Source organism: Halobacteriovoraceae bacterium (assembly GCA_020635115.1).
Taxonomy (GTDB): domain Bacteria; phylum Bdellovibrionota; class Bacteriovoracia; order Bacteriovoracales; family Bacteriovoracaceae; genus JACKAK01.
This window is the reverse complement of record JACKAK010000010.1, coordinates 20931-36277: the sequence shown is the minus strand read 5'-3', so window position 1 is coordinate 36277 and position 15347 is coordinate 20931. Positions and strand designations below refer to the sequence as shown.

The following is a 15347-nucleotide window of genomic DNA, read 5'->3' as shown; positions in this document are numbered from 1 at the left end:
CTCTTACTCTGGCATCCATACTTTCTTTTTCTGGCCGGCCAGTTCTCTTTTTCGTTCTCTTTCTCTGGTTAATTCAGGATGTTCGATTACAGTAATTTGAGATTTTATATTACCAGTTGGGCAATAAAATTCGATTATTCCTTCCTCATCAAAAACAATTTTCTGTTCGATAATTTCATTTTTTTTAACACCCAAATACAGCTGGTATTTAGGAAATAATACACAAGAAGCAATACTGTTTATGCTAGTAAAATAAAAAGTAACTTCTTCATTTTTATAAAATAAAAATTTATTTGGATAATAGCTCTCAGGGCCTATGATGACGGAAACCTCTCTTTTAGGGTGAGAAAAATGTTTTGAAGAGACAATCTTTTTTGCCTGATCATCTGCTAATAATTGACAGCAAAGGGCCACAAAAAAACTTAGTTTTAGAATATGTTTCCCATAACATCCAAAGGACATATCAGACTCCTTTAATAAGTTATCGGAATTCAGAGTGAATTACTTGAGTTTAAATAAGGTCTTGAAAATACTGGCCTAAAAGAGGTCGTTCCAAAAATCTGTAAGAACTTTAATTTCCCTCTCATAATTCCATCTTATGAAAGCCTTTTCATCTATATGGATAGAAAATTTCTTTTCAATCATATTTACAAGAAAATTGTATCCATGAACCTTATAGATAAAAGTAAAAGGAACTCTCAATTCATCATGTAAGGTATTGACGTCTATTTTTCCATTAGAACTTGAAGGTTCTTGATAAAAATATGTAAAAATAGAGTGAACAAACTCAGTATAATTCATTTGAGGATTGAATCTAGACTTGTCTTGTTGTATTTGGTCAGCAATTTCAAACAGTATATTGGGCCTAGTTGAATGTTTTGATTTAAAATTTATATCTATTCTTTCAGAGAAATATTTGAAAAATTGCCTGATAAACTTACATTTTTTTATATTGGAAGAGCAGTAGTACAGTATATTTTTGGTTCTACCTCCTTCAAAATTGACGTCAATATCATTTCTTTGAGAGATAACCTCGTAGGCCTCTTTGAGAACAGTGTTTTCAAGCATAAACTCAAAAACAGAATACTTATCAGAAATCAACATGTCTGGGGTAACTGAATGATGATGTATTAAATCGCTAAGTACTTCTTTATAGATTGAAAGATGATCATCTTTAACTCGAGTTGCAGTTTGAAGAAGATTTTGAATATCTGACATCCGAACTTTTGCACCTTCATCAAGTAGTTGATCAATTAATCTTTTAGATTTATTAAACTCTTCATCCTTATTTGTACCTAAATATATAAAAAATTGTTTTGTCGCATTATTGAGTTGAGATTTATCAATTTGTCTTGAGAAAGATTTTATATTGCTGGCCAGAGGAAGAGATGCCATTGGATTTTTCATATTTAAAGAATAGATTTCTTTTTTGAGATTTAAATCATTTGTAGAAGAATAGAGAAATGTGTTGGAAGTGAAAAGGAAGAAAATTAAATAAACATGTTTCATAAATACCTTCAGATAAGGCCAAACTAACATAAATGAGAAAATTTGCGAAATATTAATTTTTGTTTATCTTTTTTGGTGAATTTTTGGAGATAAATACAAGAATATTTGTTTCTATTTTATAAAGTATATCAGAATAATTGACTCTACTCCTCCTGAATAAGTCGTGTGATTTGTCTTGATACATAATTCATAAATCTTTGATTTCCGGATAATTTTGCAAATGCTTTATTTAAAAATTTAAATAACTTATAACCGTGAACATCACCTGAAAAAAACTTTGAATAGACAAGAAGTTTTGATTTTTTAAGTTCTTTTTTTAATATTCTAGATTTTTGAAAAAAATGATCATCTTTGTTTTTCAGCCGATTGAGAAACAGCTCATATAATTGTTCTTTTGATGTGACGCTAACGCTACGACCTTTTGGGCCTATTTTTTTTCCTTTATATCGGTCATATAGTTTTTCGGTCAAATCTGTAGCAATTTTTTCATTTAATTTTAAGATCTCTAATTCATTTAATTCTAGGGATAAAGCACCTATTCCGTCAGGGATAAAAAGTTTTGAAAGACTGAGATTGAAAACTGGAGTGTTATCTACAAAATGAGTTCCAAGGTAAAATCTTAGTTTTTTTGCTTGGGTACTGTTAATTTCAAGGCCTATTGAATCTGAGTGCATCAAAATTTTATTTGAAATGATTGAGTGTATTTTAACTTCTCCCTTTAATTTAATTTTTTTCAGGGGGATGACAATATAGTAATTTTCAAATTCTTTTTCATAGGTAATTTCATCGATTTCAAATTCAACGACTTCTAGCTTTTTGAGCAAAACATTTACAGGATCTATTTTATAAAAATTAAATATATTCCCATTTAAACTTTTAGGTGAAATCATCATTGGAATATAGGGGTAGCAATTTGAATACTTATCAATTATGCCCATCTCTAAGAACTCATCCATTGGACAAATTGACTGATCCTGCTCCCATAAGAATTCTTGATTGGGAAGAGAGAGTATAAGGGTCTGAGCTGTTGATATAAATTCATTTGCAATTTCTTTAAGCAACTTAACTTTTTCTTCTTCATTAAGATATTTTTGGCAAAACGTTGAATTTTGCAATAGAATCAAAGTAATGGCAAAAAATATTCGATACATATTATACCTATTTTTTGATGAGTTTTAATTTGAGATATAGTGTTGAATTTGATCCATCAATTTCTTCAATTGTAAAATATTTTCCCGTTTCGAAATTAGTTTCAAACATTTTTGTTAGTATTTTTTCAAATGAATAAACAATTAAATTTTTTATAATCAAAGTGGTAATTTGAACAGGCATAAAAAGTATGTTTAAGATATCTAGTTCTTTGATTGAGAATTTATTGTCAATTTCTTGTGGTTCAAATTGAATGAGATTATTTTCAATTTTGAACTTAAACCAGAGTTTCCCTTTGGGAAAAGATCTAAGAATTGAAGTTATTCCCGGAATTTTCATGAATTCAGGGTGTAAAACAAAAAAATCTTGTTGAAATTCATATTTTATAAAAAATAGTTTTTTAACTTCACTATATTCAATTCGTGGGGCCTTTCTAAAAACAAGTTGATTTCCATATTTATCAAATGGCCATAGCAAAGTGATTAAAGCAATTGAGGTAATCCGTTCAGATGAAGAACAGGTTTCATTTTTCTGAGCAGTCGTACATATATTAAAAAGATCTTCTTTGGTCATAGCTTCAAGATAACTATTAATCATATTCAACGAGAACTGAACGACCAGATCACTTTCTGCAGGATGAATTTTGGGAATATCTTTCCAAGCAGTACCCTTGATATGATGTTTACTATCTCTTGATAAAACTTCTAGACCTATATTGAAAGGATCATTTTTGTTTATACGACCATTACATTTTCCAATGATTTCAGTTTTCAGGTATTTTGTCTGTGTGCTTGTTTCCAATGATTTTTCAATTTCTTTTAATTTATTAATATTTTTTTCAACAGTTTGCAATTTTCTATCGTAGCTATTTAAGATTCTTCGAGGAGTCGTTTTTCTATTTAATTCATGTCGCTGAACTATTACTGGTATTTTCTTATCAAGTTCTCTTTCGAATTCATAGGCCAAATCATCCAACTTTTCAGAGAGTTTATCCCTATAATGAATAAGAACATTTGCATATATTTCAATTAAGTTTTTACCTTCAAATTGGGGATTGGAATCTTGATTGACAAGCAAGGGCTCAATAGTACTAAGAGTTTTAACAAGTTTTAAAAATTTTTCTGTTCTAGTTGAAAAAGAAGGATTTAACCATGCCCATTTTTGTAATTTAACAAAATCATCAACTTGATCAAGTTTTTTAATAAATTTATTAAAAACTTTTATTTGTTTGTAGAAGACATTTTCGATTTTTTGAATATCTATGAGTTCTTGAAAATTTATTAATGGAATATTTGCACTTAGAGGTTTTTGAAAAATAGGAACTTCATTAATTGCTGTTTGAATGTTTTTATGAATTTGCGGTATAATGAGATCTTCAAGCATCATCGTAAAGAAATGAAATGATTTAGAATTTTTATTTAATCTTGAAAGTCCATTTGTTAATCCATTAAATAGTGATTTTGATAATGCATTTTCAAAATCATTTTCGGGATCTGATACTCTGAGTTTTATTGAATCTGGAGGGAAGTCAAATCCTGAAAGTTCAGGATCAAATACAATCACGCGGTCAAGATTTTTTGCATACTCAAATCTTCCTCCTAAAATGAGTTTTGGAAACACATTCTGACTCGGTTGGATTTTGAGCCTAATATTTCTGATTTTTATAAATTCTTCTATTTCAATTTTTGCTTTTATTTCAAAATCGAAATCTATTTGAAACTCACCGATACTAAGGTCAAGTTGACAACGTTGATCATTGCAGAAAAATCTCTTTTGATTTATATTGAATCCGCTAACTTTCATATTTTTTATTAAAACGTGAGAAGGAAACGGTTTGAATGCACTAACACCTTCTCTCTTGTCAACAGGGATAAATGCACTTGGAATACCAGGACAAAATTTCCAAGCATTATTGATATCAAGTTTTGAAATATTTTCTGTATTACATTTGTGTGATATTTTTTTTGAGCATTTATCTGAAAAGTCTTCACAGGCCTCAAATTCTGACTGTGTGAGACCAAATTCTTGGTGATCCATATTGAGTAAGTATTTTTGAATTCTGGGAAGCGTAAAGTCTAGTGCCATATTTCCGATAGGGCCAAAAGAGTTTGGGGCAGTAGAAATTGAAAATGAAATATTATCTTCATCGTCGATCACTTGTGACTGTAGACTAGAATGGGTAGAACTTTGTTCGCAACTTTTAAGAGGAGAAGAAACCTCAGCAAGAGAAATTTGATTAAAGCAAAGAAAAAAAAATAAAATAGCATAACCTAGCATTTTTTGCCCTCCAGTCTAGGTTGAATTATACGAAATCCTGCAGTAAATTAAAAATATTTGGAGGCCAAATTAGAATAAAATGAAAGGTGTTAGATTTTGTTAGGATCTAAAATGTATTTGAGATCATAGATTCCTTTTTCATTCCATTCAAAACAGGCCAAATCGTTGGACAAATCAGGTAGATAGACAAGGCATGTTTTATATTCTACGTCTACATTTTTTGCAAAACCATTTGACTTATAAAATTGCGGAGACCAAAAATTAAGGTAAAAAAATGATCGAAGTTCATACTCTTTAAGTGCTCCTAAATAATCATAACGTTCACTATCGATGTCAAAAGGTGAAAAAGGTACTTTATAGTAAAAATTAGGAGTAGTATTTTTTTCTACATGTCCTAAGATTTCACTGTCAAATTGACCTTCAACAACGAAGTCCTTTAATTTGAAAGTTAGAAGTTTTCCTTTTGATTTTATTTTGTAATTATAATACTTTTCTAGTCTACCGTTTACGATTTCACTCGAATAGACTTCACCTTTAACATATTGTCTAATTGCATACTGAGGAAGTGCAATTTCGTCAGTTGTTTCTACTATAAAAGTCGACCTTGTTCCATAAGTAACGTATCCATCTTTAAAATGTACTTCGTATTTTCTATTTCGCATTGAAAATTTTAATAATTGGTCCTTATGAGATAGTGTTTTTTCTTCCCATCTTGATTTCTTGTACTTAACTTGGGCGATACTACTTTTAAATAGAATAAAAAAAGCTACAATTATTTTTACCATTTGGCGCACTCCTTGTGCCGCTTGAATTTATAGAGAGATCAATTATAGAGTTGAACCACTCCATAGGCAACTTCCTCATAGGGGTGTGCTTTTTTCATAGAATGAATTACTTTTTGAAGATCATCTTCATGACAGATAAACTCCACCTTTACCTCTTGTACATGTTCAACTTGATTGATTAAACCAATATGGGGGTTTGCACCATCTAAGGGACGATACTGGCCTGTGCCTTCTATTTCAAAACAACATGAGTCATAATTGCCAATTTTTCCGCCACCTTTTTGGAAAACAGCACTTTTTACTTCTTCCTTATTTTCTTTAGGGATGTAAACCCACACTTGAAAAAGCATCTTTATTTACCTCTTAAACCCATTACCCATAATGTAGGTTTCCCATGGGTTTGGTAAAATAACGCCAGGAATGGCCCCTCTTGTAGAACCTTTGAAGGGGACAGGAAAATTTCTTCTATTTAATTCATTCAGGGAATGCACGCCAATATCACCGAGTCCATGATCATTTGCTCTTTGAATAACTTCGGACATTTTCTTTCCTTTTAGATTTTCCCAAAAATTATAGAAATTATAACTTCCTCTTACGGCCAAAGCGATATTTCTCTTATCATAGTCGATCAGACCAGTTTCTTCATTACCATTTTTATTGGTTAAGAAAAACCAGTCTTCTTGGACAAAACGATTATTTTCTTCTTCTGTACAGAGGTGAATTCTAATAGGACTGGAGCGGTATTTTTTCAATTGATTTTTTGTGCACTCAAAGCAGTCTGAACCATTTTTGCCAAAAAATTTAACCAGAGGATTATCATCAGAAAGGTTTAACGTTTCAAAAATGGCCTCTCTAATATTTGGTCCAGGTCTGATTTCTTCACGAGCAGTAATGAGTACACAGTTTCTGGCTTTCACCTGAAATTGTAATCGAGCGTGGCTGAACAAATACTCAGTTACTTCTTGTACAAATAGTCTTTCCATACTCATCATGTATTTACCACTTTCATTTGTGGTATAGTTAACGCCTTCCCAGTTTACCCCGGCCTTACCATCAATTCCAACTGTGGCCCGATGCATGGGTATACTGTCAGACTTAAAAATTGTTTTCAATTCGTTGATTGATTTTGTCCATAAATTGAGGTCCATCGTTGCTGTTCCAGCAATTCCAGTAAAGTTGTATACACTTCTTCGAGAACCAGTGTTGTTGGCCTCGCGCACGCCATGAGCATTAAAGAAGGACTCTCCCTCAGATAAAGTTAATATATCTTGATGAACAACATTGACCGGAGCATCTTGTTTTACTTCACTAATATGAATAGATGGGCTGAAAATAATATATTCTTTCGGATTTTTTATACATTCTTTGTAATTTCGACCTACAATATTTTTGAACCCTGCAGAGAAAGAACTCTGTTCTATAGGGTCAAAGAAAATCAAGCATAATTTTTGCATGGCCTCAAGAGCTGAGGATTTTAATAACTGGGTTAAATCATTTTTTTGTGTATCATTGTTTTGATAAGTTTCAATCAAATTTCTAGATGTTTGTTCAAAAAAAGATTCATCATGAAAATGGATAAAAGTTTCGATTTCCTTTTCTTGCAATTCTGAATAATCACTTAGGCCTAGATGTTCAATGTAAGCTTTCTTTTCGTTTTCATAATTTTCGATGTCATCAGAGTAGAGAAATTTCTGTCCGGCATCTTCAAAAATCTGAACACCGGCCATGGCCATTCGAAACTTTTTAAGTTGAGAAACGTCTGGATATAATCGTTTGTTTAGTATTTTGTCATTAAGTTGTTTAATTGACCAATTTAGATGTCTAGGCCTTTCTTCAATCAGTCTCATTTGATAGAATTTTTCGTCTAATTTTTTCATTTCTCGTCTGAAAAATGTTAAAGAATTGTAATTAGAGTTTTTATTATCAACATTAAAGTCAGCTTCTCGTTGGTCTATAATGTTTTTAACAAGTTCTTCTAAAGAACGCTCTACGATCAAATTATCACCGGAGTACAATATATTTGGATTTTCAATTTGTTCATATATTTGCTCAGTGTTAATTTTAATTGATCCCTCATCAAGTCCTTCAAAAGGAATTCTGGCCATGAGGGATTTAATTTTCTTGTCACCATCATCTTTTTCTAATTCAAGTATAAGCTCATTTCGATGAAGAAGTTTTGTAAGATCAGAGAAAAAGTACGGAAGAACAATTTTTTCATTTCCGTTTTCAGAATCTATATAAATTTTACCGTCATGAGCAGATACAACGCCCTCAAATGCACTTAGGAATTCATAATCTTTTTCTAAGTTTACTTTTTCTTCTTTGTTTAGAAGTTTATGTCTTCTTGCACCTAGTTCTAATTTTTCTTTAATTTTTGATGTTCTTTCTCTTCCATTATTGGCACCGAAAAGAACAAAAGCATCATAGTCAGATAGTTGTTCAAATTGAAAGGAGTCTTTAAACTTTTTATCAGAGAAAATGTCATAAAAAGAAAAATAAGGGTCGTATTGTGATTTAATCACCTTTTCAATATTTTCAAGTTCAATCATATTCATTGAGAGATAAACATTGCTAACAGATTTTGGGTGAGCAACGACTAACCTTAATTTATATTTACCGTCAGGTATCGGTGAAATGCCATCATCGCCACTGAAGTCGTAAGGAGTTACATACTGGGCGTCAATTGCGAAGAGATATCTTTTGCCACTTTCATAATTTAAATAGTGATTCACACGGTTTCTAGTTTGGTCACTTCCTCTAAATTGATATTTAATTTCATTAATGACTATTATAGGAGTATTATCAATTTTTTCAGTTTCGCATGGTCTTTTAGCAATTGCGAAATCTTTATTCCCACTATTGGGGTTAAAGCATAAATTTTTCTTAATGGTTATACCTTTATATAGCTTTTTATCTTTTGAAGTAATTTTTAGGATATAGTTTTTCCAATTACCTTGAGAACTCCTAGAGTAATAAACCGGGGCCTCAGCTTGAAAGCATCCTTTAGTATCGGTGTGAACGATTTGTTGTCTTGGCCTATTAATTGTCAGCGTAGGCCCAAAATTTATGGTGAAGCCTAGACCTTCTCTAACCGGAACATTGCGCAGGGTATTATTTAAACATATATCAAATACTACGTTTAGAACGCGTTCATTGTCTCTGGCCTTTGACAGATCACGTCCTTTTGCCACATTAATATCGGAAATGTAAAATCCGTGACCAGCATTTCGCCCAAATGAAGCTGCCTCGTATGTAGATCCTAAATACTGATCGACGCTCATGCCAAGTGGTAATCGAGCGATTGAACCACTAAGAATATCGTTTTCAATTTTATCAGCAGAATATCTTATTGAGGCCAATTCCTGATCACCACTTCTGATTCTAAAAACAAATTGTCGATAAGAATTAGAAGGGGAAAATGTTTTCGTAAAATCGAACACAAATGGAACAGAGTAGATCCCATTTTGCCAAGTTCCATTTTTGTTTACGTCAATTGCAATTGAGCGGACTTTATTAGATGTTCGGTTTTTTTCGATAAGATAAGCATCTACAGTGAAGTCGCCTTCACTGAGTTTAACTTCTTTGCTAGATCCGTTGCTATCAACAAGGGTCTTACTAAGAGTAAAAAAAGTATCAAGTTTAAAGACAGTTCGATTCGTAGAATATTCTTCTTCGCTAATCACGAGAGAAGCATCATTTACATTATATTGTCCATAATCGTTGTGAGTGCTTAGAGATGATAATTCTTGTTTGGTTCTGAAATCAAGTTCACCTTTATTGAATACTCTTAAATCTTTTACGGCCAGAGCTGCATCATCTTTTCCAAAGTTCAAGGCCAATTCAATTGTTTTACTTCCCTTATAAGCTCCTCGCCCGGTGATGATTCTTTGTGCTAAAATGTCATAGGATTTTTTTATGGATGAATCAAATAAGTGATCTTCTTGCCATTGAAGGCATCCATCTGAATTTGTTCTATCCCAGATTAAAGTTTTTCCAGTTTCGTCCTCCACTGAAAACTCGTGATTTTTAATAATATTTTGATTGACAGTTGTATCTGTCATACATGCTAGCATAACAACAGTTTTAGTGAGAAGGTTTGGATTTTTTAAATCAGCTTTCTTGATATTTGTTTCAACTGATATTGCTTTTAGAGATTTTACGACAGTAAAGCTTGAGCTATCATTTTGGAAAGATACATCCTCTACGTTTTTAGAACATCCTGCTAAAAACATAATTAATGTAATGATAAATAGTCCATTAAAGTTCATATTTCCTCGATATTGAAATAAACGTAACATCCTGCTTAGATCGCTCTAATGCATTTTCAAGTGGTGTTGCTGTATAATAGTCAAGTTTGAGACTTAATTCAGAATAGGGAATAAGATAACTTAAGGTTCCAAACTTTCCTTTCATTCCACTATGCCCGTAATCTTTGTCATTATAATAAGCGATAGAGGCATCGGATTCATTTCTGAAGGTACCTACTTGCAAAACGATATGTTTATACGAGGCCCCAATAAAAGTTCGAATGGATTCGTCTCGATTAATAGGAGCATAATTATTTCTGATATAATCGAGCCCTAGTACCCCACTCCAGTTTCCAAATTCCTGTTTAATTCTTGTACCTAAACCTATTCCCTCATATTGATATGAGAAGTAGGAATCTTCACCTATTCCTTTAACGGTATTTCCCATAAGTCTGGATTGCTCAGCAATTCCTTCAGAAACGTCTCTATATGAAAAATAGAGTCCATAAAATTCTAATTGAGATTTATATATTTTTTGAGAAAGTGCTATTCTTTCAATAAAAAGTTTTGGAGTACCTTCTTTGATACTTCCAATGCGATTTACCATTGTTTTGTTATCAGGAACTAGTTGGGTGAAGTCTAGTACAACATTTGAGTTGGCCCATAAATTGAATTCTAATTTCTGCCTTGTCCCAAGAAAAGCGAGTTTGTCTAAAAATAAGGGGCTATCCAAATAGCTTTGATTTATCGCACCTCCCTCAAGCGTAAGTGATTTAAAAGGTCGAAAAATTCCTCTTGCTTCATAGAGTAGTAAATCTTTTTCAGGTGCATATTCGTTGAGTAGAGTTGATTTCTGAGCACCAGTTTCTAAGTAAAGTCCACCTTGGAAAATAAACTGTAATTGTTTTGAGAATTCTGCATGGACTCCACCTAAAAAAGCTACACCCATGGCCTGCGTTTCATTCATGGGTGAATTTACATTGAGACCGTACATTTGAGTTTCAAAACGAATTTTGTGGTCAAATTGTAAAACTTTTTGTCGACGATTGTTTATATTTTCAACATTTTCACCCTTCCAAATGTCTGAATAAGCAAAGGGGGTATAATATAATAGATACCCTATAAACAAGTGTAGGTGAAAATTAAAGGATTTTAAAAACTTACACATAAAAAAATTTACTCCACGGTAGATATAATGCAAGAATGAATCCAAATCAAATGCACAGCAGTGTTTTTGAATAAATTTAAGATTTCAAGGTGTTGCACTATGAAAAAATCTCATATTTATCGCAAAAACTGGGACATATAGCTCTTTAAAGACTGGATCAGCCTTGACTCTATCTGTCTTACGCGCTCACGTGTAATTCCATAACTATCTGCAATAGACTGAAGAGAAGGTGGATCATCCGACAATAAACGTTTAGCAAATATTTCTTTATCACGTTTTTTAAGTTTTCCAATAAAATCTTGAAGATGAGAATTAAAAAGTCTTAAATCCTGACTCTGAGATACTTTGTCTTCAAGTGCTATTTCGTCTGATTGAATCATGTCACCGATTGTAGAAGTTGATTCATTTTTAAGAGGAGTATCAATGCTTAGTTCAATCCCAGAGCTACCAAGTCGTTGATCCATTTGATCAACGGCCTTCTGAGAAACACCAAGACTATCAGAGATCAACTTCGTGTCAGGAGCAAGCCCTCTCGCAATGAGGCGTTCTTTTTCTCGAAGTAAATTATAAAATAATTTTTTTTGTTCGTTGGTAGTTCCAATTTTAATTAATCTAAAATTGTCGAGGATAAATTTAAGTATATATGATCTAATCCACCAGCTTGCGTAATATGAAAGTTTGGCCCCTTTGGAAGAGTCATATTTTGAGACGGCCTTCATGAGTCCTATATTTCCTTCTTGTATGAGATCCATGACATTTTGGTAAGCGTTTCGATATTCCATAGCAATCTTAACGACAAGACGTAGGTTGGCAGTCACTAATTTTTTAGCAGTTTCAATGTCCCCGGTGTTTTTTAATTTTTCAAGTAGTTCTTTTTCTTCCTCAATTGTTAATAATTTATATTTGGAGACTTCTTCTAAATACTGATAGAGAGGATCTTTAAGATCTTTAGGTTTGTATATGGCCAGGTCTTTTGAGCTCAGAATCTCCAGATCATTTGATAATTTCTCTTGTTGAAGAGTTTCTTGATCAATGGCCTGGCCATCAATAGCGACTTCTTTAAATCTTGCATCAATATCTTTTGACTTTTGAGTTGAATCACCTTTCTTTAAATCTTCTTTGGATAGAATTTCAACTTTCTTATTTTCTAATTTTTTGGCCATGGGGACTTATATCACAATTCTACTTGGCCCGCCACAATGAGTAGATTTTTTTAAAATGTCTTTTTGATGTTTTGATAAATTATGTTATAACCGGCCAAATAAAGGAGTTGAAATGAAGGGAAATCAAAAAATAATAGATGCTTTAAATGATGTGTTAACAAGGGAACTTACAGCAATCAATCAATATTTTTTACATGCAAGAATGCTCCAAGACTGGGGTTTAAGCAAACTTGGTAGACTTGAATATGAGGCCTCAATTGACGAAATGAAGCATGCTGATGAATTAATAAAAAGAATACTATTTCTTGAAGGATTGCCTAATGTACAACGTATGGGGCGAGTCAGAATTGGACAAAATATTAGAGAAATTATTGAGTCTGATCTTGAAGTTGAAATGGAGGCCGTTCCAGCTTTAAAACAGTATATCAAATTAGCTGAGGATGAAGCTGATTACGCAACGCGATCACTTTTTTTAGATATTCTTAAAAGTGAAGAACATCATGTAGACTGGTTAGAAACACAATTAGGATTACTTGATAAAGTTGGCGAACAAAATTACATGCAGTCTCAAATTGAGATGTCTTCTAATTCATAATCTTATTTAGAGTCCAATTATACTCTAAAAACTTTATTTCAAATGTTGGCAGAATTTTCTGATCGAGGTTTTTTTGAAAATAAGAAAGAAGTTCTGCTTCATTTTTTGCAAAATCTTCTCTGTACCATTTAAATATTTTTGAAACATAAACTTTTTTATTTTTAAGATCGACATAATTTTTCTTTTCGTTTGAAAAAAAATGTTTTTTGGCATGATCCAATTGTATATTCAAAGTTGAGAATGTTAAAACCTTCTTAAGCAGAGAGGGACAACTGATTGAAGCACAGTTTAGAACAAAATGCACTCTGTGGTCATTAAAGTTTTTACGAATTAACTCATGCTCAATATAATCTAGATTGACATCTTCATTGAAAAGTCTAATAAATTTTAGCTTCCAAGGGCCTGAAAAAAAACCACCTATTTCTTTGATTGAATTCTTCGGTTTTTCTTTTGTTACCAAATATATTGTAGAAGCATTATATAAATTTATTAGATAGGCCAATTTTTTGTTTTTTTCCCAATTTTCAAAATCTTGTTTTGAAACGGTCTTTAAATCATTTAAATAATCTTCAAGCATTTTGATATTAATAGTGTCATAGTTTACATAGGATTGATTATCTTTTATTACTACTGATTTATCTAGTAATTCTTGAAACTTTAAATGTTCATGATCAAAAATCTTTTCTTGCGCCATAAAAGATGTTTGCAAAATAATTGAATAGATAAAAAAAATACATTTTAGCATCGAGAAGATTATACCAAATTCAATTTTGGCAGGACAAGTACAAAAGTAGTATTTTCATGTGCAGAATCTAAATAAAGATCTCCACCATGCTCTTTAACAATTGACAGAGATGAACTTAGACCTAGACCTGTTCCATGACCACTTTTCTTAGTTGAAAAAAACGGTTCCATTATAGATTCATGGATGTCTTTTTTAATTCCTTTTCCACTATCCACAAAAAGAATATGATAGTCATGTGTACTTTCAGTGATTTCAATTCGTATCCATTTTTCTTCAAGGCCCTTTATGGCCTCAATGGAGTTTTCTATAAGACCTGCAATGACTTGAGATATATAAGGAACGTTTGTATTGACAATACATTTCATCTCTTGAAAGTTATAGTTCAGCTCTATATTATATTTTTTTAAATTTGAATTAAACACTACAAGTGTATTTTCTAGTAATTCACATATGTCAGTTGCTACAAATCCTTCTTTTAAATCTGTAGAAGAAATACTCTTAAGTTTTTGAACAATTTCTGCAACCCGGTCAACAGATCGAATATTTTTTTCTAAGAGAGTTACCTTTCTTGAATCCGTCTCTTCTCTTAGGAGTCTTCTTGAGAGATTTTTGATCACTGTCAGAGGATTATTAATCTCATGGGCCATACCTGAAGCGAGTCTCCCTACTGAAGAAAGTTTTGAGTGAAGTAGAGCTTTTTCCTTTTCTTCATTCAACTCATTTTCTAATTGCTTTAGAACTGTTACATCTTGGAAAGTACCTATTGCACTTTCAGCTTTTAATTCTTCAACTTTAAAAGGCCTAGCTACAATTTTATAATAATCAATCAAACCATTTGAATTTTTAACCTGAATTTCGTCTTCAAAAGTTTTGAGTTCATCTCTAAGTTTTTTTATGTTTTTAACCAAATCGTTGTAATTTGATTCTCCAAGAATTGGTTTTAAATCAATTAGGCTGAATGCTTCTTCTTTCGATTTTAATCTAAGTATTTTTTGTAATTGATAACTTGGCCAAAATTTTCCACTTTCAAAGTCTAAATGCCATCCTCCAATATGAGATACGTTTTCAACTTGCATATACATATATCTTTCTTTCTTTGCTTTTTCATAGTATCGGTTTTTCTCTAGCTGGAAAAAAACTCCAAAAAATATAATTGTTCCTAGTCCAACCATATGGAAATAAACATTTCCAGCAAGATATGGTTCGTGTAATTGAGAAAGAAGTACAAGTAGAAGAGAAAAAACTGCAAAAGAATATATATAGGAATTTCTTTTTACAGAGATAATCATAATACTTAACAGAATATACATACCAAATGTCTGGTAGACAGAGCCTGGATTAAGTCTACACATTACTAATAAATCAATAGCAAACACGGCACAGAGAATAAGAAACATCGTCAACTCTAGAAACTCATTCATTTTTTTAAAAATTAAGCTAGAGATAACAAGTCCCCACATCAGCAAGAAAATCGCAACACGAAACCATAAATAGTCATAATCACTTTCAAGAAGCCCTTGATACACCCAATGCCAGGACAAATACCCACATGCACCCATAAGATGAAAAGTTTGCAAGTAGGTCAATCTATTAAATAGACTTGCTCCTTTTTGAACTGTCTTCTCAAATTTTTCCATTTCCATACCGGACTAATCGGTTAAATCAAAAAAAAAATTGAGAAAAACAAACAGAAAATGTCCAAATATTTT

The 15347-nt window shown here is 31.9% G+C and carries 12 protein-coding genes; 1 reads left to right on the top strand and 11 read right to left on the bottom strand.

Features of this window, described 5'->3' with window-relative positions; genetic code table 11:
- Window positions 1–3: 3 nt before the first annotated feature.
- From H6622_15390 to H6622_15350, 9 genes are all read right to left on the bottom strand, one after another.
- The gene (locus tag H6622_15390) at window positions 4–462 is read right to left on the bottom strand and encodes a hypothetical protein (GenBank protein ID MCB9062905.1); all 459 of its coding nucleotides are present in this window, start codon (window positions 460–462) and stop codon (window positions 4–6) included.
- A 75-nt stretch (window positions 463–537) separates the two neighbouring features.
- A complete protein-coding gene (locus H6622_15385) occupies window positions 538–1509 on the bottom strand; it encodes a hypothetical protein (GenBank protein ID MCB9062904.1) in 972 nt (323 codons plus the stop codon).
- A gap of 143 nt (window positions 1510–1652) precedes the next feature.
- Window positions 1653–2660, bottom strand: a complete 1008-nt coding sequence (locus tag H6622_15380; protein MCB9062903.1) for a hypothetical protein — start codon at window positions 2658–2660, stop codon at window positions 1653–1655.
- A 7-nt stretch (window positions 2661–2667) separates the two neighbouring features.
- Window positions 2668–4935, bottom strand: a complete 2268-nt coding sequence (locus H6622_15375; protein MCB9062902.1) for a hypothetical protein — start codon at window positions 4933–4935, stop codon at window positions 2668–2670.
- Between the two features lie 89 nt (window positions 4936–5024).
- Window positions 5025–5720, bottom strand: coding sequence for a hypothetical protein (locus tag H6622_15370; protein ID MCB9062901.1), 696 nt, complete (start codon window positions 5718–5720; stop codon window positions 5025–5027).
- Window positions 5721–5758: 38 nt separating this feature from the next.
- Window positions 5759–6070, bottom strand: coding sequence for an NGG1p interacting factor NIF3 (locus H6622_15365; GenBank protein ID MCB9062900.1), 312 nt, complete (start codon window positions 6068–6070; stop codon window positions 5759–5761).
- Between the two features lie 6 nt (window positions 6071–6076).
- Entirely contained in the window at window positions 6077–9988 is a 3912-nt protein-coding gene (locus H6622_15360; GenBank protein ID MCB9062899.1) for a hypothetical protein, read from the bottom strand.
- The gene (locus H6622_15355; protein MCB9062898.1) at window positions 9978–11135 is read right to left on the bottom strand and encodes a hypothetical protein; all 1158 of its coding nucleotides are present in this window, start codon (window positions 11133–11135) and stop codon (window positions 9978–9980) included. The genes H6622_15360 and H6622_15355 overlap by 11 nt, the downstream gene beginning before the upstream one ends.
- Window positions 11136–11251: 116 nt before the next feature.
- Window positions 11252–12298, bottom strand: a complete 1047-nt coding sequence (locus H6622_15350; protein ID MCB9062897.1) for an RNA polymerase factor sigma-32 — start codon at window positions 12296–12298, stop codon at window positions 11252–11254.
- Window positions 12299–12410: 112 nt separating this feature from the next.
- On the opposite strand from H6622_15350, the gene bfr reads away from it, so the two are divergent.
- Window positions 12411–12893: a bacterioferritin gene (bfr, locus tag H6622_15345; GenBank protein MCB9062896.1), complete on the top strand. Its 483-nt coding sequence runs from the start codon at window positions 12411–12413 to the stop codon at window positions 12891–12893.
- Here bfr and H6622_15340 read toward each other — a convergent pair.
- A complete protein-coding gene (locus H6622_15340) occupies window positions 12883–13587 on the bottom strand; it encodes a DUF547 domain-containing protein (protein MCB9062895.1) in 705 nt (234 codons plus the stop codon). The genes bfr and H6622_15340 overlap by 11 nt on opposite strands.
- A gap of 59 nt (window positions 13588–13646) precedes the next feature.
- Window positions 13647–15275 carry a HAMP domain-containing histidine kinase gene (locus tag H6622_15335; GenBank protein MCB9062894.1) on the bottom strand — a complete coding sequence of 543 codons (1629 nt, stop codon included), beginning with the start codon at window positions 15273–15275 and terminating at the stop codon, window positions 13647–13649.
- Between the last annotated feature and the right edge of the window lie 72 nt (window positions 15276–15347).